Genomic DNA, 23,366 nt, shown 5'->3' with positions numbered 1-23,366 from the left:
GGCGAAAGTGTCGGTCATTGGCACAGAGGCCGAGGTTATGCGTACCGTAACAGTTTGACCGTTGGTAATGGTACCGGCCACTGTGGTAAAGGCAGCACCATTGATGGCGTACTGCCCCCCGGCTATGGAAATGGGAGCCGCGATATTTATTCCCGTGACGGCAGTGGCATTGGACACTACTTGGGTGTTCAGCTCGATGCCCGTTTGTGTGGTGAACCCAAAGGCATTCGGGGTGTTGTTACCGGTGGTGGCGGTAAAAGTACCACTGACTCCGCCAATGGTCAGAGTTGTGGTGGTATCGGTCAGTGGCACAGAAGCGGAGGTTAAGCGTACCACAACGGTTTGACCACTGGTTATGGTGCCTGCCACCGTGGTAAAAGCACCGCCATCGATGGCGTACTGTCCCCCGGCTATGGAAATGGGAGCAGTGATGTCAATTCCGGTCACCGTAATGGCATTGGACACGACCTGGGTGTTCAGTTCTATACCTGTTTGAGTGATGAAACCAAAGGCATTCGGGGTATTGTTACCGGTGGTGGCGGTGAAAGTACCACTGACTCCGCCAATGGTCAGAGTTGTGGTGGTATCGGTCAGTGGCACAGAAGCGGAGGTTAAGCGCACCGTAACAGTTTGACCGCTAGTTATAGTACCGACCACTGTGGTAAAGGCACCGCCATCTATGGCGTACTGTCCACCGGCTATGGAAATGGGAGCAGTGATGTCAATTCCGGTCACCGTAATGGCATTGGACACGACCTGGGTGTTCAGTTCAATACCTGTTTGAGTGGGAAAGCCAAAAGCATTTGGAGTGTTATCTCCCGTAGTGGCGGTAAAAGTAGCGCCCACCCCACCAATAGTTATGGTGGCAGTGGTATCGGTTAGAGTGACCGCTGCGGATGTCAAACGCACTGCAACGGTTTGACCGTTAGTTATAGTTCCGGCCACCGTGGTAAAGGCTCCACCATCAACGGAATACTGGCCACCGGCTATTGATATAGGGACTGCAACATTGATCCCGGACACTGTTATGGCATTTGAAACCACCTGAGTGTTTAACTCCACCCCGGTTTGCGAGGTAAAGCCGAACGCGTCCGGTATAGAATCGCTGACGCTGGTGGTGACACTAAATATACCGTCCACACCACCGATTGATAGGGTCGCTGTTGTAGTAGTGGAAGGTGCAGCAGAAGAAGTCAACCGGACAGTCACGCTCTGTCCATTATTCACAGTACCCATTGCTGAGGTATAAGCAGCACCTCCAATAGAATATTCGCCTCCGGTAATGCTGATACTGGTAGCAGTATTAATCCCGTTAACAGTGATAGCATTGGACACAACCGCACTGTCCAGGGGTGCGTTAGTTTGCGATGTAAAAGTGAACACATCCGGTGTTGTGTCGGCTGCCAGAGTGGACACACTAAACGTATCGGACACGCCACCAATACTCAACACGGCATTCGTGGTAGCTGACAGAGTAGCCGGAGATAACAAGCGAACTGCCACAGTCTGCCCATTACTTATATTTCCAGCGAGTGAAGTAAACGCGCCTCCGTCGATTGCATACTCCCCCCCGCTTATACTGATTGGCACCGATCGATTGATGCCTGTAACCGTGATACTTGAGGTATAGAAAGTATTTACAGTAGCGCCGGCTTGGTCGATGAAACTAAACGGGTCCGGTGTGGTATCCGGTAAGGCAGTAAAATTGATTTGGGCAACACTTTCTGAAGACGCAATTCCACTGCTGTCTTCTATGGTTAGGCTGTAACTTGGAGCCGGATCACCATCGTTATGTACAAACTGAACCTGTTGATCCAAAACTTGCTGGTGAGTAAAACTGGTTACGGCCGTACCTGGAGCACTCACCGTCTCGAACTGGCCCGAACCGACAGAAACGATATTATAAATCAATTGGGCAGCCGTATTATCCACATCGTCGGCTTCCAGATTGAGAGCCGATGCGACACTGTTTAGTACCAATGTTTGGCCTTCGTTAATAGTTAGCTGGTTAGTAGTGATACTGGGCTGGTCATTTTGAGCGGAAATATTGACTTCAATTCGAAGTAAGGCCCTGCCGCCAAAACCGTCCTGTACTTCTACATCAAATTGATCCACGCCATTGGCATCGGTGTTGACTGCATAATTCAATGTAGTGGAACTGCCATTGGCTGTAGTATTGCTGAAGCTGGGTGTACCCAGTTGAGGTTGCGGACTGGGTAATGGCGCTATTCGCCAGCTTAGATTTTGTGCCTCAGGGTCGGTCGCATTGATATTGATCGGTGTAAATGCCACAGGACTTCCATCCTCGTCCATGCTGACCGCATATACACCTTCTACCATTGTGGGACTGTTTATAGTGGGATTCTGGTTTACTCCATCTACACTAACACTGCGACTGACCCGGCTTTGTGCACCGTATTGATCGGTTACTATTAAAGTTACTTGATGCGTGCCAATGTTATTGAATACCAAGGCTCCGGGATCTTCCTGGGTACTTGGGCTCAATCCACTGCCGGTGCCAAAATTCCACAAAAAGCTAAGCCCGTTACGACCGTCTTCCGGATCGCTTGCTGTGGCTTGGAAATCCACGCTTTGGCCTTGGGAGATAGCTAAATCCTGTGCCGGACTGTCTATTTGTACCAGCGGGGGCGCATTTACCTGAACCGTAATGACGGCAGGCGTGGAATCGCTCAACCCCAAAGCATCCGAAACTGTAAATCGTACTATATGAATTCCGGGGTAATTAAATGTTTTGAGCCCTGGATCCGCTAAGTTACTGTCTGCTATCCCACTGTTATTCCCAAATCGCCAACTATAACTCAGGGGATTATGGTTGTCGGGATCCAAACCCTGCCCACTAAAATTAACACTCTCGCCTGTGTTAATTAGAACATTTTGCGTCGGCAACAGGATGGTCCCGTTAGGTTCACTATTCAACAACACATTAACGACCCGAGTCACTGTGGTGCTTAGTCCACCACTGTCGGTAACGGTAAGACTGACCGTATACCCACCTGGCGTTTGAAACCGACGTGGCCCTGGATCCGCTACCTGACTGGAGGTCAAGCCGCTGTTGCTGCCGAAATCCCATTGATATGCCAAAGCCCGACCATCCGCATCATCTTCCGCATCACTCGCAGTAGACTGAAAATTAACACTTTGACCGACAATAATACTGATATCTGCGGCCGGATTGTCAATTTGCACCAACGGTGCAGTGTTTACGACCGGTGCGACAGTAACGGTACTGACGGTATAACCAAATGCGCTGCTCGAAGGACCATTGTGAGCCCGTAACCGGTAGTAATAAGTAACCCCGTTACTGAGTCCACTGTGTCGATACGCCAACACATTACCGAGTGGGATAGATGCGGCACTGCTAAAATCAGCTACAGTATCCCAGAACAAAGTGTATGCGTTCGCGTTTTCGGAAGCACTCCAGCTCAAAGTAACAACCGTATCCCCCCCGATGGCCGCCAATCCTACCGGTACTGACGGTTCCGGCGGCATAGGCATAGCAGTAGCTTCGTTTGAAGCTGCACTTTCTACATCTTCAATGGCAGTGACGACATAGTAGTACTGTGTACCGTTGTTTAAACCTGTATGAATATAAGGACTAATTACATTTGGGATAGCAGTTCCAGCAGTGCCGGTGCCGGGGCTGTCGCTTACATAAAGGGTATAGCGAGTATTTACCGTAGCTGATGGCGCAGCTTGCCAGCTCAAAGTCACCTGTGTGTCTGCGGCTACTGCCACGAGTGCTGCGGGAGCACCTGTCTGTAATGCTTGTGGCGTTGCTCTTACAACTTGACTGGGTGCACTTTCACCACCGGCATTTACAGCGGTTACAACGTAGCGATAAACAGTGTTATTTACCAGTCCGCTGTGTAAATACGCGGGCCTAATATTGCTTATCACCTGCCCTTGAGTATAAGGATCATCGACCGCATTGTTTACCCAGTACAAATTGTAGCTTAAACCTAACTCTGTTTCCCACGCCACAATAACCTGCGTATTATCTGATGTAGCAGCCAAGCCCTGCGGTGCCGATGGTGCCGGTATTTGTGGTGATGCGCTGAGCATTACACTGGAATCACTTTCCCCGCCTAAATTAACAGCGGTCACGACATAGTAATAGGTTAAACCATTTTCCAGAGACAGATGCTGATCGCCGGGATTTAATCCCGTTAGTTTGTTCCAACTCCCAAGAGCCAACCCGGGATTAGTGCTCCAATAAATATTATAGGCATCCGCTCCTGAGACTGGATTCCATGTAAGCACTACCGCAGCGTCACTACCTTGTACCTGAAACCCATTCACCTGGCCCGGAGGATCAGGCAAAGGTACTGCCTGAATAGCTGTACTGACGGGTCCCTCTCCGCCATCATTAAGCGCGGCAACACGATAATAGTACGCCTGACCATTGGTAAGCCCCTGATGTACATAACCAGGTTGAACACCGTCGATCCAGGCACTGTTTTGCAAAGAGGTTGATGATTGTGTACTCCAATACAAACGATAGTGCGGTGGTGCACTGCCCTGTGTGGCATTGTCCCAATCCCAGCTCAGACTAACCTGATTAGCTTGAGCTTGGGCACTGAGTGATGTGGGAACACCGGATGGTGCAACAATATGAGGTATGGCACCCAACTCGGTGGAACTAAGCCCTTCCCCACCATCATTAAAAGCTTTGACCTGCACATAGTATTGAGTGTTATTGACAAGTCCGGTAATTGTAAACTGATATTGCCCCGCGCTGACTTCAACACCAACATTAGGAATTACTACTGGCTGGGTTCTTTGACCATTAGATAAGGTTTGTGACCAGTATACATTGTAATTCGTTGGCACAGCTCCTTCCGGCACCTGCCAGAACAGGGTTAATTCGCTGTCATTTTCCTGCACTTCAACATTTCTCGGTGCACCTGGTACTGCCACCTGAGGTTGAGCCCATACCTCCCGACTTAAGGCGCTCTCGCCACCGGCATTCACAGCACTAATGGTATAATAATAACGACGCCCATTGGTCAACCCGCTATGCAAGTAACTTGCAGTGTCAGTTGTGATTGTAACGGCATCAATACTAATATAATCCGTGCCGGATTGAGCGCCTGGAGAGGTACTGTAATACAAGCGGTAACTTTGTACCGCTTTCCCTGCGCCCAATGACGAATATGCACTGGTGTCAAAACGCACCAGCACCTGTGACTCTCCCGGGATAGCCTGCACTTGTACCGGGGCACTGACCGGATCCACTTGTGGGGTGACGGTCAATTGCTCGGATCGCGGACTTTCTCCACTTTGAGCGTGTGTAGAGCTGACTTGCAAATGGTACAGAGTACCATTCGCCAAACCATTAATCATATACAACGGTTCGGTCAAATTTGCGACTGCCACAACCGTACCACCATCCGGTTGATAATAAAGCGTGTAGCTTTGCGCATCCCGCACTCGGTTCCACCTAATAGCAATGTTAGCATCCCCACCCAGGGCTGTAACATTAGACGGCACTCCCGGTTCCAACACTTCAGGGATTTGACTGACCATAGGGCTCAAAGGGCTTTCACCGCTATCATTGATAGCGCTGACTCTATAATAGTAACGCTCACCATTGATCAATCCAATGTGAGTGTATGGCGGAAGAATGTTCGCGATACGATTGGATTGGGTATCTATAGTTGGTGGTATACCTGGAGTACTTTCCGTGGCCCAGTACAAATTATATCCACGTGCTCCCTGTCGTAATTGCCAGGTTAGATCCAACTGCCCGCTACCGACTGTCATTAGCAAACCGGCCGGTTCGGCCGGGACTGCACCTTCCGACGGCACAGCCTCACTGCCTGGAAGGCCGGCAGTAGCACTCATCTCGCCACTCAAAACACTGTAACCGGCTGCATTAGCGGCTCGCAAACGGTAGTAGTAAGTCTGTCCATTCGCGACCGGTGCGTGAACATAAGGGGGAGTCACTCCGGCAATTCGGTTGCTTTGAGTATCTACTCCGGAACTGAGACTCCAGAGTAAATCATAGCCGACTGCATTGCTCACTTGTCGCCAGGACAACTCAATACCATTGTCTTGCACCGTTAATCCCAGTCCAATCGGTGCGGTAGGCACCTGCGGAGCCGGTGTAACACTCGATGTGTCGCTATAAGCCTCACCACCGGAATTAACCGCTACTAACTGAAAATACACGGTCCGACCATTGCTTAATCCCGTAAGCACATAGGGAGCTTGTATGTTCTGAATTCTTTTAGGTGTCGATAAAGAACTGTTGGTATCCCATACCAAATCGTATCGTTGCGCCCTATTGACTGCGCTCCAGCGAATCGTAACCCTTTGGTCTTCGCCTTTACTCAAAATCGAACTGGGTTTAGCCGGAGGTGTGCGCTGTGGAGTTGCTTCGGCCAGGTTGGATTCCTTACTCTCCCCTTCATCGGTGGTAGCGGTGACCACATATCGGTATGTAACCCCATTATTCAGACCCAAGTGTACATAGCTGTTCTGATTCACTCGTATTGCCTGACCGGTATATTTATTAAGGTGCTGGGCTTGCTCCGTACTCCAGTAAACCGTGTATGTGTGGGCCCCTGTAACTTCCAACCAGTTCAAAGCTATCTGACCGTCTCCAGCGCCGGCTTGGAGTAATTGGGGTACATTTCTTTGCTCGGGTAAGGATTGGTCTTCGGAACAGGAAACTAAAGCTAGTAAGGAAAAACTCCACACCAGGAGTTTAGTAGCAAGTGGAACAGGCTTTTGTCTTTTCATTGCTTCTTATGACCTTCTTTTGAATCTTTGAAATCGCAGCTTTAAAATTCCCAACGATCGCCGACAACCATAGGATATTTATTCGCCAGGGTACTATTCAATTATAAAAATCCGGCACATCCTCAGGGGAGTTCCAGTAAATCCTAACCTGGCTTTAACCAAGCCAGGTTAATCTAAAAATATTTAAATTGGGTTTTATTTGCATCAACCAGAACGCCACTACTCGCTCCCTTCCGGGAACGTACTAAGAACGGATTGTTATACCAGTTGCCATAAACAGACAAATTGAAACCCTGGTTCTGAGGTGTACAACTACCACCGTGTGGAAATGCGTTAAGCACGTGAGGATAGAACCAACAACAAACCACCAATCCACAGCCAGACTATTTTTTGATACAACATCCTTCTCAGCGACGGGTAACAACAGTATTTGTTCACCACGTCTGCGACTTATAGCTACTCTAGGATTACTTACTTTAAACCCGTGAACGATTATCCGGGTAATAGTTTGCATTCACAAGCGTGAAAATTACCGTTATTCCACTCTATATAATGTACCAATATCTAACCCTGGATCTTAGTTGTTTTTAGTTATAAAGGTAACCTGAAGTTTTTTTCATTGTGGAACCCATAACACCGCGCTAATTCAAGAGAAGTAGGAATACAGCTATTCGGCCACGGTGGTCTGGTGCCGGTTGGAGAATATTGGGCATTAAGCAATAAAAATAGATCAGCGGCAGTCAGCCCCCGACAAACCGAACTTTGTCTACTTTTTATACATCATGTTTCCTGGTAAATTTGGAACAATTTTTAGTTAATGCATCCGAGCTTTATCGGAATGAGGTATGAGCCCGAAATCATCGCGTTCCGGACTGTTTTAAAAACGAGTAGAAATATATGTATAAATGTAATTTTCAGATTTCCAAAACCCTGCTTCTGTTCATGGCCATGTTCAGCCTTGGAGGCTGTGGTGGTGACACGACGGCTCCTAATGTCGGCGAGAGCAACGTTCGTTTTACCGTGCTCCAGTCACTATACCGACCGGATGCGGTGGCTGATGTGGCTGTGTCGATCTACAACACTGATAACAGGACCATAAAGTCCACCGTCACCACCGGTGCAGATGGTGTTGCAGATTTCGGGCTTCAACCCGGCAACCAAGTCAGCGTCACCTTAGCCTATGTCAAACAAAGCGGCCAGAATGTGGTACGTACCCTGCTGGACATTGACTCAGGGGATTATACCTTCTACCTGGATGATAGCCGCATGCCCTGCTCCAACAAGAACATTACGATCAACCTGACCAACGTTAATGTGACTGATGTGGAAGTGGGTAAGAATGTTTCCGTAACCTTTGGCAACCAATTTGGCGACTCCTTGAATACATTCACACCCGGCACCGGCCAGACTTTCAGCAAGACTCGCAATTTCTGCCTGGACACCAACAACCTTGACCAGACCCTGGTTGTCTTTCACACCACCAGCAATGAAAACGGCTTTTATACGCCGGATGAATTCCTGACTATGACCGTGGACCTTACTGCCGCCGCGCCCACAATCAACGCAGATTTCAGTGCGCTGGTCAACTACACCAATATCAGCAGCCTGCTTTCCACACCTGCAAGTTTGAAGGTGGAATTGGAGTTTTACACCCCGGACCTTCATCATTTCATCAATGGCTACGGAACGTCCGGCGCGCTGGTGATGGGGCAGGATCTTAGCACTCTCGCCGACCGTTACATTGTGGAAGTAAGCGATCAGCTGGTGAATACCGGTGATAATATGGTAACCGAGTATACCCGCTATGGCTACGATGCCTTTCCCGGGGCCGATATCGCCATAGATAGGTTTCCTGGGGCTATCAGTTCAGTAAGCTATAACGAGGGAAGCAGCGTCCTTTCCTACCAGGGCACCGGGGCCGTCAATGCGGATTATGTTGAATTCGTGATTTCCGATTATGAATACAACGGCCTGATCGCAACCACTTGGGAGAAAGACTCGTGGACCATTACGGCACCGACCTCCTATACACAGTTGCCGTTGATGGAGCTGCCACCGTTGGCTGCTAACTGGTTCGATTATACCAACCTGTTCAACTGGAACTTACGCAGGAACATCGACTACGGGGTGCGTTTGGTAGACTTGGACGGCGTCACGGATTACAACTCAGCGATCAACACGCGCATGCGGGTTATTGACGGTGCCCGTGAAAACAGCAAGGTCCGTTGGGTGGAAAACATGATGTACGCCAACGACCCCGCCGGAGGCGTGTAAGCGTAACCATCAGCCGGGGTAGCAAAGCTACCCCGGCTTTTTTTTGCTTTATCTCACCATATATTTTTGAATAATAAAGGTATTTTTCCTGCACCTGCTCTGCTCTTTTTAAAACCGGGAATTTTGCATATAGTAGTCAGTATGTTCCGGAGGCAGGCCCCATGAAAGCACTGGTAAAAAGACATGCCCGCGAGGGGTTGTGGCTGGAAGACGTCCCTCTCCCCGATGTAGGCAATAATGATGTTCTGATCAAAGTCCGGAAAACCGCCATCTGCGGCACCGATATCCACATTTACAATTGGGACGCTTGGGCGCAAAAGACCATACGGGTTCCCATGACCATTGGTCACGAGTTTGCCGGAGTCATTACCGAACTGGGCTCTAATGTCACCGGTCTCAACGTGGGTGATATTGTTTCCGGTGAAGGCCATATCGTCTGCGAACGTTGTCGCAACTGCCTGGCAGGGCGACGCCACCTGTGCCCCCACACTGTCGGTATTGGCGTTAACCGCACCGGCTGTTTCGCCGAGTATCTGTCCATTCCCTCGCGCAACGTATTTCGACCCAGTCGCCCCGTTTCCACGGAAGTGCTGGCTTGTTTTGACCCCTATGGCAACGCTGTGCACACTGCGCTTTCGTTCAATATGGTAGGTGAGGATGTGCTGATCACCGGTGCGGGTCCCATTGGCATTATGTCCGCCATGGTGGCGCACCACTGTGGCGCCCGCAATATTGTCATTACCGATCTTAACGACTACCGGCTCAAGCTGGCAAAAGACATCGTACCCAGAGTCATTCCCATCAATGTCAACCGGGATACCATCAGCGATGAGTTCATGCACAGCCTGGGTATCTTCGAGGGTTTTGATGTATGTCTGGAGATGTCCGGATCGTCAACGGCCTTTCGCGACGCCCTGGACAAAATGATCAACGGCGGTCATATTGCCATGCTGGGCATCATGCCTGATGGTACCGGCATTGACTGGACCAAGGTAGTATTCAAAGGTCTGTTCATTAAAGGCATTTACGGCCGTGAGATTTTCGAGACCTGGTATAAGGGACTGATGATGGTTCAAACCGGCCTGCCCTTGGAAAAAATCATCACCCACCGGTTTAACTATAAGGATTTCCAGCAGGGCTTTGACGTCATGCGCTCCGGTCAGTCCGGCAAGGTCATTCTCAACTGGGAGGAATAATGAGCTATAAAAGTGTGAAAGCCGGTCTTGTCGAAGAACTTGATCAAATCCGCGCTGCCGGGCTATGGAAAACTGAGCGTATTATTGCCTCGCAGCAACAGAACGACATCACGCTCGCCGACGGCAGCGAAGTGATTAACATGTGCGCCAATAACTACCTGGGGTTAGCCAACCACCCACAGGTGATTCAGGCCGCCCGCGACAGTTATGAACAATGGGGTTTCGGGCTGGCATCGGTGCGATTTATCTGCGGCACCCAGTCCATCCACAAGACTCTGGAACAGAAGATGAGCGAATTTCTCGGTATGGAAGCCACCATACTCTATGCCGCCTGTTTCGATGCCAATGCCGGACTGTTCGAGACCATTCTCGGCAAGGAAGACGCGGTCATTTCCGATGAGCTGAATCACGCCTCCATTATAGACGGTGTGCGCCTATGCAAAGCGGAAAGGTTTCGCTATCGTAATAACGACATGGCCGACCTTGAAGACAAGCTGCGTCAGGCCAAGCAAAGCGGTGCCCGACGCATACTCATCACAACCGATGGTGTTTTTTCCATGGACGGCACCGTTGCTCAACTGGACCACATCTGTGATCTCGCAGACAAGTATGATGCCATGGTACACCACGACGACTGTCACGCAGTGGGTTTCATGGGTAAAACCGGTCGCGGTGTACATGAACATTACGGGGTGATGGATCGGGTGGATATCATTAGCGGCACCTTCGGCAAGGCCCTCGGTGGCGGTTCCGGTGGTTATACCGCCGCACGCAATGAAATTGTTGACCTGCTGCGCCAGCGCTCCCGGCCTTATCTGTTTTCCAATACCGTAGCGCCGTCCATCTGCGCCGCTTCCCTAAAGGTACTGGAGATGCTGTCCTCCTCCACGGAATTGCGGGATCGACTGGCGGATAATACGCGCTATTTTCGCCAGGGCATGCGCATGGCGGGATTTGATATTCCCAAGGGGGAACATCCGATCGTGCCGGTGATGCTGGGAGATGCGAAGCTGGCGCAAACGATGTCGCAGAAGCTGCTGGAGCGAGGAGTTTATGCCATTGGCTTTTTCTACCCGGTGGTGCCTCAGGGCAAGGCACGGATACGAACCCAGATTTCCGCAGCCCATACCCGGGAGGACCTGGACCGGGCTATTGAGGCATTTTCCTTGACATACAGGGAGCTGCAGGAACAGGCCTAAAACCACAAGCCTCTATCTTGTGTTGTGCGAAATTAGAACGAGCTGTCACCCAATACATTAACGATTTCGCGTTTTAAAGTCTCCGGTGCTACCGGCTTGTATAACACATTGACATCATAGCGGGAAAAAGCAATTATCTTCGATACTGCGGTATCTCCAGTCATCATTACGGCTGGGATTTTTCTTTGGCAAATTTGATGCACTCTACCTAAAATCTCCAAGCCGTTTTCCCCGGGCAATTGGTAATCAACTAACATCAAATCCGGTGATGTATATTCTGCGGACTCAAGATACTCAACCGCCTTCGCCCCACTGTCAAAGCTGACGACTGTGGCGCCCCATCCTTGAAGTAAATATTGCAGTGCAAACAAAACCGTCTTGTTGTCATCAATGACCATAACCTTCTTGCCGCCGAGATCCATGAAATTATCGTTTTCCTGATCCACAACCAAAGGTTCGTTACCCCCGGCCAAGGGAAAATCAATATAGAAAATGGAGCCCATAGAGGCCTGGGACCGGAAACCCAACTTGACATCCAATAGTTTAACCAGGCGCTGTACAATCGCCAGCCCCAATCCCATACCGGTAGGATTATCGCTGTCGGAACCGGCTATCCGTTCATAAGGGCGAAATATTTTATCGTGATAATCTTTTGCAATTCCGCGACCCGAGTCCCTCACCTCAATACGAACACTACCAATTCTTCGCCGGCTAGCCAGAAGCACAGTCCCATTTTTGGTGTATTGTATGGAATTCGCTATAAGGTTACGTAGAATTCGCTCTAAAAATGCCCGATCGGTCGTTACTTCTGCCGATACGGTCCTCAACACCAACCTATTACCACGTTCGGCTGCTGCGGACTCTTGTTCTAAAAATAACTGCTCCATTAAAGGTTGGATATCAAACCGTGTCACTTGCGGCACCATTGCCCCGGCGTCCAACCTGGAGATATCCAACACAGTGTCAAGCAGACCACGCATGGCATCCATTGAAGACGACATGGTGTCCAAAATCTGTTGGCCCTGGGGGGAAGGAGCATGTTTTCGAAGCGAAGTCGCCAGCAATCCATAAGCGTGCAGAGGTTGGCGCAAATCATGGCTTGCTGCCGCGAAAAACTGAGTTTGGGCTTGTTTGGCATTCTCAGCCAGTTCTTTTTGTTCGGCTAGTTGAAAACGCAGATACAAAGCCTCTATAAATGCGTCATACAGAAATCGATTAAACCATAATAATATAATCAAATAGAATGCTACACAGGCGGAAACTTCCAGGTACTGCGGTTGTTCAGCAATGGCAAACTTGATAATAAAAGGAACCAGCTCCGGTATGACCTGCGCATAAAAAGCCGGGCGGTAAGAAACATAAATAATAGCTCCTATCGAAGCGACGCCAACCGCAAAAGTCAGCAAAGCCATTTCGTGAAATACCGCTCCGGGTGAATCAAGGAAATATGCTGTCGAACCCCAGATTACGCCTCCCGCCGCACAAATCACCAATGATGCCGTACTATGCACCCGGCCGCTGTTATAATGCTTCTCAATAAAAACGACTGCAGGGATACAAACCCCATAGTAAATCAAGTTTAAACTGAACCAAATTAACGCTTTAGTATGCTCGACAACATCCCACATTAAAAAGGTCAGCATGGAACCCGCTATGACTCCCACCAACGGCAGGCCTTTGAACTGGACAAACAACTGCGAAATTTGCGCCCTAAATACTTGGTCTTTTATGTTTTTATCAATTGCCATTGAATTTAATGCTCGGCGTTCTACAGATTTTGGTGCTTAATTCAGGTATCGTCCTAACGCGTATTTGCTAAAACAGCGGAATTCCAATTCAATTGTAAGCTTTGGTAATATAACAATTATTTTACCCTCAACAAGAAAAGGTGAATATTGCCAAAACCGGGAATACTCGCTGCACCAAGGAAAATTACGATTGACTTATACAGGCGGATCAATATTAAATCAAATAGTATATAATTTTACGAAATACAAAATTAATATAACATGGTCGCGACCAATAGATTAGTCGCACATATTTCAATTGGTTAATGCGTTAAATAATCAAAACATGAATAAGCGGTTGTCTACACATTCTCTTGAAAAATCAACAATGAAAATACTTGTAGTAGAAGACCATCAGTTGGTTCGTGATGGTTTGAAGCATATATTTGCGGATACATTTGAGGATTATATTTACCTGGAAGCAAATAATGCCGTTAATGCCCGCCGCCTGGCAGAGGAAAATCCGGATATCAATCTGGTCATCTTAGACCTAAAAGTACCGGGGGCCAACGGCTTTGATTTGCTTGGTCAATTAAACAATCTCCTGGAGAACTCCCCCATAATTGTATTGAGCGCGGAAGAAAGCACAACCTTGATTTATGGAGCCATCAGTCGCGGTGCAAGCGGTTATGTCCCAAAATCCTTTTCGCATGAACAACTCTGTAACGCTATTTCGGTCGTCCTAAAAGGCGGTGTGTTTGTCCCGGATGCTGCGAAATCAGCAATACAATACAATCTTCAAGCCGAGCAACTGGTAGAGAACCTCACTTCGCGTCAACTGGAAATCGTGGGTCTACTGGCTCAAGGTAAAACCAACAAAGAAATCGCTGCTCTGTTACATTTATCTGCCGCTACCATACGCTCGTATCTGACCATCATTTTTCGACAAATGAAAGTCTCCAACCGCACCGAAGCTGTATACATCGCACGACAACTTGGGTTAGTAAACGATTAATCCCATCGCCACCCCCATCGTGACTGTAAAATCGAATTAGAACCAAAACCGAGCTTTATCGGCTAAACAAAAATCCCCGAACCCGATATCATCCTTTAATGCTGAGGCCTTTAGGCCTTATGTGTTGACAGGCCAAAAGCGGATCATAAATCCGAATGTGAATTTTCACATTTTTTACATCCCCTATTGACCATTAACCTTAAACGGTAGTTATTAACAATCGTACACATTAGCTTACAACAAAGAGAGTCTCTGGAGGGAGCAATGGTTTTGTCTGCGGTTATTACCTTAAAAAACGATGGCGCGGTATATCTTCTGGACAGTCTAACACCGGACGAATACTTGACCCGGCAAAACATAGCCTGTACTAAAATTGGACATACAGCATTTAAGATGGCAACCAAGTCATTTAGCACAGACTTGATTATGGATGTATTCGATTTGTCCAACGGAATCAGTGTAGGACGAATCAAATATCTAAACACACTGTATCATATGGTGTGGGCCGATATAAAAGGCAACGGTTTGAAAGTAGCGCACGAGTTTGGCAATTTTATTAAACAAAAATCTCACAGCCCCCATCCCGCATTGGAAGTAATATCCCAAAATTTCCATAGACATACCCACGATTTGGGTAGAGCCGGCTATAATGTAGTCACTGTCAGCGATCTCGCAAATAGAGTATATATTGGGGAGGACTTCGACGACTAACACGTCAAACCAGAGTAAAACCGGGACAAAACCTGAATCTTAAGTCAAATCTTAAACCAGGGTCAGAACTGCTTCGACCCCGGTTTAATTATTATTCAGTACATTATGGTCCGAAATGTTTAATAGACGATACCTGACCTGGGAGACCCTGTTTTTTGTGAAGTTTATAGCAACCAGCCGGTTTAACTTGAGATTCTCCATTTTTTCCTATTTTCGGCAGCTCTACTACCGAAACACTGGAATTATTTGGAAACATCACCTCACCCCAATCATCGCCTCTGTCACAGCTTGACTTGTCATAAAGCTCCAACTTCCATCCCGGAAATGCATACAATTTCAGACTTTTCATTTTGTCTTGGTTAACTAATACGAGACATTTACCGTGCTCACTGGGATTAAGGTAACGAGTGTGTTTCCTACCCGTATAATTTTTACCCTCCCACCATACTAATGTACCGCGTTTTTCATCTTTATAAATTCTTATAGCAGATACTTTTCCTAACAGTCCGTTTTTCCGATGTAATTTATAACAACCGGCCGGAGTTACTTGCGTAACACCAAGTTTTCCAATTTTAGGAACACATACCACTTTAACATTTTGGTCATTGGGAAAAGTGACTTCTGCCCAATCATCACTGGTTTTACAACCGGAATCATCAAATATTTTTAATCTCCACCCGGGGGAAGCGTGAAACTTAAGACTCTTCATTCTATCGTTATGAACAAGCCTATGGCATACATCCAAGGCAAAGTTGGATAAATATTTAACATGTCTGGCGCCTTTGTAATCTTTTTCCTCCCACCATTCTAAAAACGGCCGTACTGGCAAGCCGGATATTTTTTTGAAACCATCAATTGCATACATTGATTCATCTATCCCACACTCACCGTAACCAATCCAGAAGTAGCCGCTTTCTCCGAATCCGGTACCCCAACTATTTTTACATAACCAGGCCTTCCTTGTGTCGCAGTAGCCAATACACAAAACTGCATGACCACCTGCACGATCGCCATCCACATAACGATACACACCACTTGAATAATCGAAAAAATCATCGTAAACATCAAATCGAGTAACTAGTGGCCCTCTTTCAGAAAGCCACGCCTTCATTAGATATACTGAGTTAATAGACTGATACTTGAATATTTGCGTTACCTGATCACGCCAGTTGTTACACACAGAACATGACTGGTCCTTTGCTTGATAGGAATAACACTCTTCTGAAGGTACTCCGTTTTTCTTGGCCACGTCCAATGCATTATCCACGTACCATCCTTGATCACACTTTCTCCCAGCGGCACAAAAATGTAAATATGCCTCTGACAAATCCAACGGAATAGACGTCGTATCGTTAACCGCCAAATCATTATGTATACGTGCATTTGCTTCCAAACCTGCTGCTGTTGCATGTGACACACATGATCCACACTGTCCTTGATCTCTAATAGGATCAATAAAATTTCGTCCGTGAACGTTTCTCCAATCGAACGTTTGAGGAGCGCCTGATGTCTTTTGTTTGTATACCGCCGGATTGTCGCTCATCAATTTAAGGTGTGCCGCTAATGCTGATTTAGCTTTAACGGCCCTCTCCTTAAAACTGGTTTCCTTTGGAGAAGCAATACACCCCAACATGGCGATTTTCTTGTCTTTGGTGAAATCTGTAAAAGGAGTCTTTTTGGCAACCCAACCAATGTTTTTCGCGAGCCGGATTCGTTTTTGAAGAATTTGCGCTTTAGTTGGCATATCATTCTCCTTGTTTGATTATGGAACCAAGCGATATGTCACTATTTTGGTAGCAGCGGATATTGGTTCCCATTTCCGTTTTAGAGCAAAGCTCATGTTTGTATCAACCAAGCTAATAAGTTTGTATCGGAATTTTCTTGTTCCAGAGCCTCCTGTATCGTCTGTGGCAGCATGGTATTCTTTTCCGATAAATTGGATTTGTTTGGGCAATATAGATATAAGCCCCCAAACATAACCTGTAGAAGAAGTTTCAACGAAACTAAACTCCAATACGGATACACCTTGAATATGGATTTCGTTACCTTGATCATCTTCTGACAACGACAATATTTTTTTATCCACTATATTATATTTAGTCCACTTATAGATATAAACAATTGATCTCGATCAAAATTCAGTGTCGCCTGCCGCTGCGCTTATCCCAATCCTAAGTGACCCCACATCCTAAAGCGGAAGCCAACAAAATAGCGAAACATTAATAGATTTCCAGTAATGAAATTTTATAAGAGTATTCATCATCGACTCCGCTCGATATGGGATCTACATCAATAAAAGTCGGATACCCCAAGTCGGAGTCATATTCGACTGTTAAATTGTCGACGCCATTGGTAATCGCAGAATCAATCTCTGAAAATAACTCATCTATGGTTTTATAGAAAGAATAAAGCGAAAGAGCTATCTGCGTGGGGTCTTCACCCAGGTTAGTATTGGGCTCTACATGGATTAGTACAGAATCGGATACCATTATAATAACGTTGTGAGTAATGGGACAGAAACAACCAACATTTTCGGCTATGTGGTAATTACGTATTCTCTGTCCATTCCATTTAGCCTTGTTTTCCTCCATTATTGATCGAGCGATTGCAGGATCGTAAGTTTTCTTGTCAAATCCACACCCCGACAAAATGACAGATAGTAACACCACAAATAGTAACTTGCTCATTTTTCGCTCAACATAAAACCAGAATCACTTGAACCATCCGAAGTGAGTTTTGAACAACAGCCAAACAAATTATAGCACGCGTCATTTTCTCATTTATTCATAACTGACCGATAATCGGTTTGGACTTTCCACATCCCACTGAAAAAAATAGACAAATGTCGACTGTACAAGAGTATTTTCGCACCACACAATGTATGTTTGCACAGGTCCTGATGTTACCGTGGAATGACCACCGGACAACTTCTACCCAATCTAAACAAGGTTTAGCGTATGAAAAACCTGCTGCTGTTGTTTTTGTTGCTCACCCTAAGCGCTTGCGGTGGATCTGAGAATTCCGCGCAACAACAAACTCCCCAGGATGAACAAGCACCCGTTTTCAATGGTATAAGCATCGCCACAACCCAAAACGCATCAAGCATTAAGCTGGAATGGTCAGCCGCCCAGGATGACAGAACCGATTCTGCCAATCTGGTTTACTTAATCTATGTCGCCGAAACAGCTTCCAGTCAGGATTTCTCCCGCGCCAGTCATCAAAGCCTGGCAGGCGCTTTAACTTACACAGTGGATGGGCTGGAAGCCGATAGAACCTATTACTTCGTAGTAAGAGCACGCGATACAGCAGGAAATACAGACGCCAATACCGTTGAGGCTTCCGCCACCACCCTGTCACCGCCTGCCGATACTGTCCCCCCCACTTTCAGCGGGATTAGTTCCGCAAACAGCACTTTGGCCGGCATCGAGCTACGTTGGGCCGCTGCCAACGACAATCAATCAGCTTCGCAGGCTATACGCTATGCAATTTACATCGCACAGGCATCCGGTACACACGATTTCTCAAACCCGGATGTTACCGCTCTGGCGGGTTCTGTTTCTTACACGCTTACAGGTTTAGCACCCGGCAATACATACTATTTCGTTGTCAGAGCGATGGACGAAGCAGGCAACCTGGATACCAATACTGTTGAAGCGCAAGTCAACATTCCACAGGCACCCGACACCCGGCCTCCCGTTTTTGCAGGTATTGTTTCCGCCTCCGGTTCGGTTGACGGAATTTTATTGCGCTGGAACGCCGCCTCCGACAATGAATCCCCATCTGTCAGCATTGCATATGATATTTATGTATCCACATCATCCGGGGCTCAGAACTACTCCAACCCCAATTATTCCAGTGTGGCAGGCTCTACCAGCTATCAGGTGACAGACTTACCGGTTGGTCAAATCTTCTATTTTGTCGTCCGCGCCCGTGATGGCACGGGTAATAGAGACAACAATTCGGTTGAACGTTCGGCCAAAATACCCGATGTAACTGCACCACAATTTGCCGGACTCCAATCCGCAACACCAACGGGAATCCATAGCATCGATTTAGAGTGGCGGACTGCCAGTGATAATGTTAGTGCCGGTGCTGACTTGGTTTACGATGTATACATTGCGACGACTTCGCGGACACAAAATTTCAGCACCGCTTCCTACACAAGTACACCCGGTGCTACGAGTTTACGTATTGATGGCTTAAATGAAGCTACCCGCTACTATTTTGTGGTCCGAGCCCGAGACGAAAGCGGAAACCGGGATAGCAATACAGTGGAAGTTACTACCACCACCCTTGATGCAACTCCTCCGGTTTTTCAAGGAATAACTGACGCCTTCTCCATAGGTAGAAATAGTATTGAATTGAGTTGGCGACCGGCGTTGGATAACAACGATGGACAACAGGTCCTCTATGATATTTACATGTCTACCAACAGCGGCGGGCAGGACTTTACTACACCTTCTTACACTACTGAGGTGGGCATTACATTCTTTTTTGTTACCGGGTTAAACCATTCTACGACTTACTATTTTGTTGTTCGGGCTCGAGACAACTCCGGTAACCGGGAAAACAATACCGTAGAGCATTCCGTTACCACCGAAGACGGTACTGCCCCGTTGTTTTCAGGATTAGCCCGAGCAACAGTCGTATCCTCGTCACAAATAGATCTTTCGTGGAACCCGGCAAGCGATAATGTTTCATCCGCCGGCCAGATCATTTATGAAATTTATATGTCGGTGGGATCGGAACCCATAAATTATAATAGTCAGAGCACAGCCACTTCTCCGGGCATGCAAACTTTTTCTGTAAATGGATTGATACAAAACACGCAATATAATTTTAGCGTGCGAGCGCGCGATGACGCCGGTAATTTGGATTCCAATACAATACAACTCAGTGCCACCACACTTGATGCTACACCACCTGTTTTCACCGGACTGCAAGGTACAACTGTTATAAATGGCAGCACGGTGGAATTGAATTGGATTGCTGCTGTTGATAACCTCAGTGAGTCGGTAAATCTGGTTTATGACATTTTCCTTGCCGCTACCTCTGGTGAACAGGATTTCTCAACGCCGGACTTCACCACTGCCCCCGGTGTGACAACGTTTCAAGCCACTGGCTTGAATGACAGCAGAACATACTTTTTCGTAGTCCGGGCCAGGGATGAGGCAGGAAATCGCGATCTCAATACCGTTGAGCTCAGCGTCACCACACCCGATGAAACCTCGCCGATTTTTTCCGGCGTAAGCAGAGTTATTGCAAGAAGCTCAAGAGAAATATACCTGACCTGGTCCGCGGCAAGCGACAACGTATCCGCCGGCAATACCATAGTATACAATATTTATATGTCTACCGTTTCCGGAGGTCAGGATTTCAGTACTCCAAACTATTCCGTTACCACACTCGATAAACTTATAACCGGGTTAGACGACTATACAAATTACTATTTTGTAGTACGTGCAAAAGACCAAGCCGGTAATTTAGACGGTAATCTCAACGAAAGAAGCACAAGAACCCCAGACGGCACCGCCCCTACTTTTGCAGGACTGGCGTCCGCCACCGCAGTTAGCGCCAGTGAAATACTCCTTAGCTGGGAACCTGCCAGTGACAATGTCACTACTTCCGAAAACATAATTTATGAAATCTACCATTCTTCAATCCATTTGAGCATCCCCGACTACACAAGCCCCAGAGGAGCGACTAGTTTTCTGGTTAGTGGTCTTTCTGACTTTAGAACTTATTATTTCGTCGTTCGTGCCCGAGACGAGCATGGGTTGAATGATGGTAATAGTATTAGCATGGGTGCCACCACCATAGACGGAACCTCACCTCAGTTCAGCGGTTTAAATTCAGTTTACACTGTCTCCAACAGTGAATTGAGATTAAACTGGAGCGATGCCATCGACAACGGCACCAATGCGGCAAACATGGTATATGACATCTATGCGTCCACAACCTCCGGTGGACAGGACTTTACCACCCCCAACTACAGCGTGACGGGCGCCACCAGTTATATCATAGGAGGTTTACAGGAAAGTGGTCGATACTTTTATGTAGTACGCGCACGTGACCTGGAAGGCAACCAAGACACAAATACAGTAGAATTACGTGGTATTCCTGAGATTACACCACCGAGTTTTAGCGGTTTGAGCACAATCAGCAGCAGCGGCACACAAATTCAGTTAAGTTGGCCCGCGGCCAACGATAACAGCAGTCTCTCGGGTAATATTCGTTATCATATTTATGTCTCGGAGACCGCCGGAACCCAGAACTTTAACGAACCACCGCACTATATTACCCATCCGGGCGTTACTCATTACACCCTATACAATATGGCAGGAGGACGTACATACTATGTAACAGTCAGGGCTCGTGACGAAGCGAGAAACGTAGACACCAATCAGGTGGAATTGTCAGCCAGTATTCCCATCACATATGGCCGCTATGTAGTTACCTCCAATCCCGGAACTAAAATTCTTTCCAGTTATTGGCTGGATAACGATTCCGGGCGTTTGAAGTTAATAGACCAGTTTCAGATGGACAATACCCCTATCGGATTGGCCATACACCCTAACGGACAGTATGCCTATGTTGCCATTAGCGAAGGTGGTAAATTCCGATATGATCTGAGCAATGGGCGTCTGGACGAAGTTTATCGTGGATTTTCGTTTAACCCCACAACCGGAATAGCCATGCACCCCTCCGGCCGTTTTATTTATTCCGTAAGCAGTAGAGGTTCCAGCAATAACGTCGTAAGCGGGGCCTCCATCGATCCGGTCAGCGGTAGCACCTCAGGAATCAATTCAGTAACGGTAGGCAACTTTGCCCGTCATGCCGCCATGCACCCATCCGGAAAATATCTGTACTCCATCAATCGTGAAATTGATACTCGTCTTCCTACCATTTCTCAATTTTCTATTGACCAAACCACGGGAGCATTAACACCCATGGTTCCCGGTGTAGTACCGGCTATTGCTACAGGAAAACCGACGGTAGACCCATCGGGGCGATGGTTGTTTATTCAATATTCTTCTGAATATTATTCGATCGGCCCGGATGGCTCCCTGGAACCTGCGCCTCAACCTCTACCGGGTCGTTTCTATGGTGTTAATAAGGGTCCATCAGGTAAATATGTCTATATTGCCTTGTCTGAACCGGAAGTCGCAGATACCACAACCGGACAATACAGCATCGACGAAGAAGGTAATATAAGAAAGCTTATGTCCATCGAGGCTTTTGGAAGCAGTGGTATTGTAGTCGACCCGTTGGGCAGCTACATGTATGGATTCAGTGTCATGGTACACCAAATGCTGGTAAATGCGGATGGCAGCCTGTCGCAAAACGCTCCCCATGTTATACGTTACGATGAATCCTCAGGCGCGTCCGGTTGGAGTAGTGATATGGACATGGGAATTGGTAATGTTCCGGCCGCACCCGTTGGCGGTATTGCATTTGTCGCCAATCAAGGCTCCGGTGATATCTCACAGTTCATTTTCGGTGCCGATGGAATGCTGCAACCCAATACTCCGGCAACTGTATCATTGGGACCAAATAATCCCAGTCCGAAAATAATTGCCCTGAATCATACCGGTAAACGCGCCTACATCAACCGGCATTCCGGTTCCGTTGAGCTTTTCGATATAGACCTTACGGGTAATTTAATTCTCAGAAATCAAGGTGCCATTTCGGTTGGGGGCGGTCCCAGAGCCATCGCCACAAATAATGCCGGTGACTATCTTTTTGCTGCCAATATGCAAAATGGTTATGTAGTCACCTTTAATGAAGACCCCGTAGATGGTTTAGTACGCATTCCTATCGCCATCACCAACACCGGTAGTGGGCCATATGACTCGGTTATGCATCCTACCGGCCAATATTATTACGTGACTAATCAATTTAGCGCCAACTTAAATCAGTACACAGTCGACCGAACTCACAATTTTGTCATTCCTGTCCTGGAGCCTATGAGACCTGCAACGGTAGCGACAGGGTCATACCCCTTATCCATTGCCATCCATCCTTCCGGGAATTACGCATATGTCAGCAACCGGCGCAGTGATAATGTGTCGCAATTTAATGTTACCCCTACCGGTTCACTGGTACCTATGTCGATTGCTACTGTAACTACCGAATTGGACCCAAATGCGATAGCAGTTCACCCAACAGGCCATTACGCTTACGTCGTCAACGAAACCAGCAATACAGTATCGCAATACAATGTACAAGCAGACGGTAGCCTTACACCCATGACAACCGCCACAGTGCCCACGGGAATAAATCCCACCCACATACATGCGGAAGCTTCCGGGAATTATATTTATGTTACCAACAAAACCAGCAACACGGTATCGCAATACACCGTAGGGATCGATGGCGGCCTTAATCCCATGAGCACTCCCAGCGTGAGGACAGGCACACAACCGGTGTATTTTAATAGCTTCGTCACCTACCAATAACAATAACAGCGCATCGTCTA

Annotated in this window: 11 protein-coding genes; 6 read left to right on the top strand and 5 right to left on the bottom strand. The window is 47.5% G+C overall.

Annotated features, from left to right (window positions below; translation table 11 throughout):
- A partial coding sequence (locus tag OEY58_20335) for a fibronectin type III domain-containing protein (protein ID MDH5327810.1) occupies positions 1 to 6,765 on the bottom strand: 6,765 nt, incomplete at its 3' end.
- Positions 6,766 to 7,662: 897 nt separating this feature from the next.
- Here OEY58_20335 and OEY58_20330 point away from each other — a divergent pair.
- From OEY58_20330 to kbl, 3 genes are all read left to right on the top strand, one after another.
- Positions 7,663 to 9,039 carry a hypothetical protein gene (locus tag OEY58_20330; GenBank protein MDH5327809.1) on the top strand — a complete coding sequence of 459 codons (1,377 nt, stop codon included), beginning with the start codon at positions 7,663 to 7,665 and terminating at the stop codon, positions 9,037 to 9,039.
- 161 nt (positions 9,040 to 9,200) lie between these two features.
- A complete protein-coding gene (gene tdh / locus OEY58_20325) occupies positions 9,201 to 10,235 on the top strand; it encodes an L-threonine 3-dehydrogenase (protein ID MDH5327808.1) in 1,035 nt (344 codons plus the stop codon).
- A complete protein-coding gene (gene kbl, locus OEY58_20320; protein ID MDH5327807.1) occupies positions 10,235 to 11,434 on the top strand; it encodes a glycine C-acetyltransferase in 1,200 nt (399 codons plus the stop codon). The genes tdh and kbl overlap by 1 nt, the downstream gene beginning before the upstream one ends.
- 32 nt (positions 11,435 to 11,466) lie before the next feature.
- Here kbl and OEY58_20315 read toward each other — a convergent pair whose 3' ends face one another.
- Entirely contained in the window at positions 11,467 to 13,182 is a 1,716-nt protein-coding gene (locus OEY58_20315; GenBank protein MDH5327806.1) for a hybrid sensor histidine kinase/response regulator, read from the bottom strand.
- Positions 13,183 to 13,549: 367 nt separating this feature from the next.
- Here OEY58_20315 and OEY58_20310 point away from each other — a divergent pair, with 367 nt between their 5' ends.
- On the top strand, positions 13,550 to 14,176 hold the full coding sequence (locus OEY58_20310; GenBank protein ID MDH5327805.1) for a response regulator transcription factor: 627 nt from the start codon (positions 13,550 to 13,552) through the stop codon (positions 14,174 to 14,176).
- Between the two features lie 264 nt (positions 14,177 to 14,440).
- Entirely contained in the window at positions 14,441 to 14,887 is a 447-nt protein-coding gene (locus OEY58_20305; protein ID MDH5327804.1) for a hypothetical protein, read from the top strand.
- A gap of 103 nt (positions 14,888 to 14,990) precedes the next feature.
- Here the strand turns inward: OEY58_20305 and OEY58_20300 are convergent, their stop codons facing one another.
- From OEY58_20300 to OEY58_20290, 3 genes are all read right to left on the bottom strand, one after another.
- Entirely contained in the window at positions 14,991 to 16,631 is a 1,641-nt protein-coding gene (locus OEY58_20300; protein MDH5327803.1) for a C1 family peptidase, read from the bottom strand.
- Positions 16,632 to 16,649: 18 nt separating this feature from the next.
- Positions 16,650 to 16,973 carry a protease inhibitor I42 family protein gene (locus OEY58_20295; protein MDH5327802.1) on the bottom strand — a complete coding sequence of 108 codons (324 nt, stop codon included), beginning with the start codon at positions 16,971 to 16,973 and terminating at the stop codon, positions 16,650 to 16,652.
- A 133-nt stretch (positions 16,974 to 17,106) separates the two neighbouring features.
- Entirely contained in the window at positions 17,107 to 17,478 is a 372-nt protein-coding gene (locus OEY58_20290) for a DUF6174 domain-containing protein (GenBank protein ID MDH5327801.1), read from the bottom strand.
- 366 nt (positions 17,479 to 17,844) lie between these two features.
- On the opposite strand from OEY58_20290, the gene OEY58_20285 reads away from it, so the two are divergent.
- Positions 17,845 to 23,346 carry a fibronectin type III domain-containing protein gene (locus OEY58_20285; GenBank protein MDH5327800.1) on the top strand — a complete coding sequence of 1,834 codons (5,502 nt, stop codon included), beginning with the start codon at positions 17,845 to 17,847 and terminating at the stop codon, positions 23,344 to 23,346.
- The last annotated feature ends 20 nt before the right edge of the window (positions 23,347 to 23,366 follow it).

It is taken from the genome of Gammaproteobacteria bacterium (genome assembly GCA_029882975.1).
Classification (GTDB): domain Bacteria; phylum Pseudomonadota; class Gammaproteobacteria; order SZUA-152; family SZUA-152; genus JAJDNG01.
Note: the sequence above shows the minus strand (reverse complement) of the source record. Positions and strands in the feature narration are given on the sequence as shown.

Excerpts from the sequence above, each read along its gene's own strand:
- OEY58_20285 (MDH5327800.1), top strand. The coding sequence starts at position 17,845 with ATGAAAAACCTGCTGCTGTTGTTTTTGTTGCTCACCCTAAGCGCTTGC.
- kbl (MDH5327807.1), top strand. The coding sequence starts at position 10,235 with ATGAGCTATAAAAGTGTGAAAGCCGGTCTTGTCGAAGAACTTGATCAA.
- OEY58_20330 (MDH5327809.1), top strand. The coding sequence starts at position 7,663 with ATGTATAAATGTAATTTTCAGATTTCCAAAACCCTGCTTCTGTTCATG.
- OEY58_20310 (MDH5327805.1), top strand. The coding sequence starts at position 13,550 with ATGAAAATACTTGTAGTAGAAGACCATCAGTTGGTTCGTGATGGTTTG.
- OEY58_20290 (MDH5327801.1), bottom strand. The coding sequence starts at position 17,478 with ATGGAGGAAAACAAGGCTAAATGGAATGGACAGAGAATACGTAATTAC.
- tdh (MDH5327808.1), top strand. The coding sequence starts at position 9,201 with ATGAAAGCACTGGTAAAAAGACATGCCCGCGAGGGGTTGTGGCTGGAA.
- OEY58_20305 (MDH5327804.1), top strand. The coding sequence starts at position 14,441 with ATGGTTTTGTCTGCGGTTATTACCTTAAAAAACGATGGCGCGGTATAT.
- OEY58_20315 (MDH5327806.1), bottom strand. The coding sequence starts at position 13,182 with ATGGCAATTGATAAAAACATAAAAGACCAAGTATTTAGGGCGCAAATT.
- OEY58_20300 (MDH5327803.1), bottom strand. The coding sequence starts at position 16,631 with ATGCCAACTAAAGCGCAAATTCTTCAAAAACGAATCCGGCTCGCGAAA.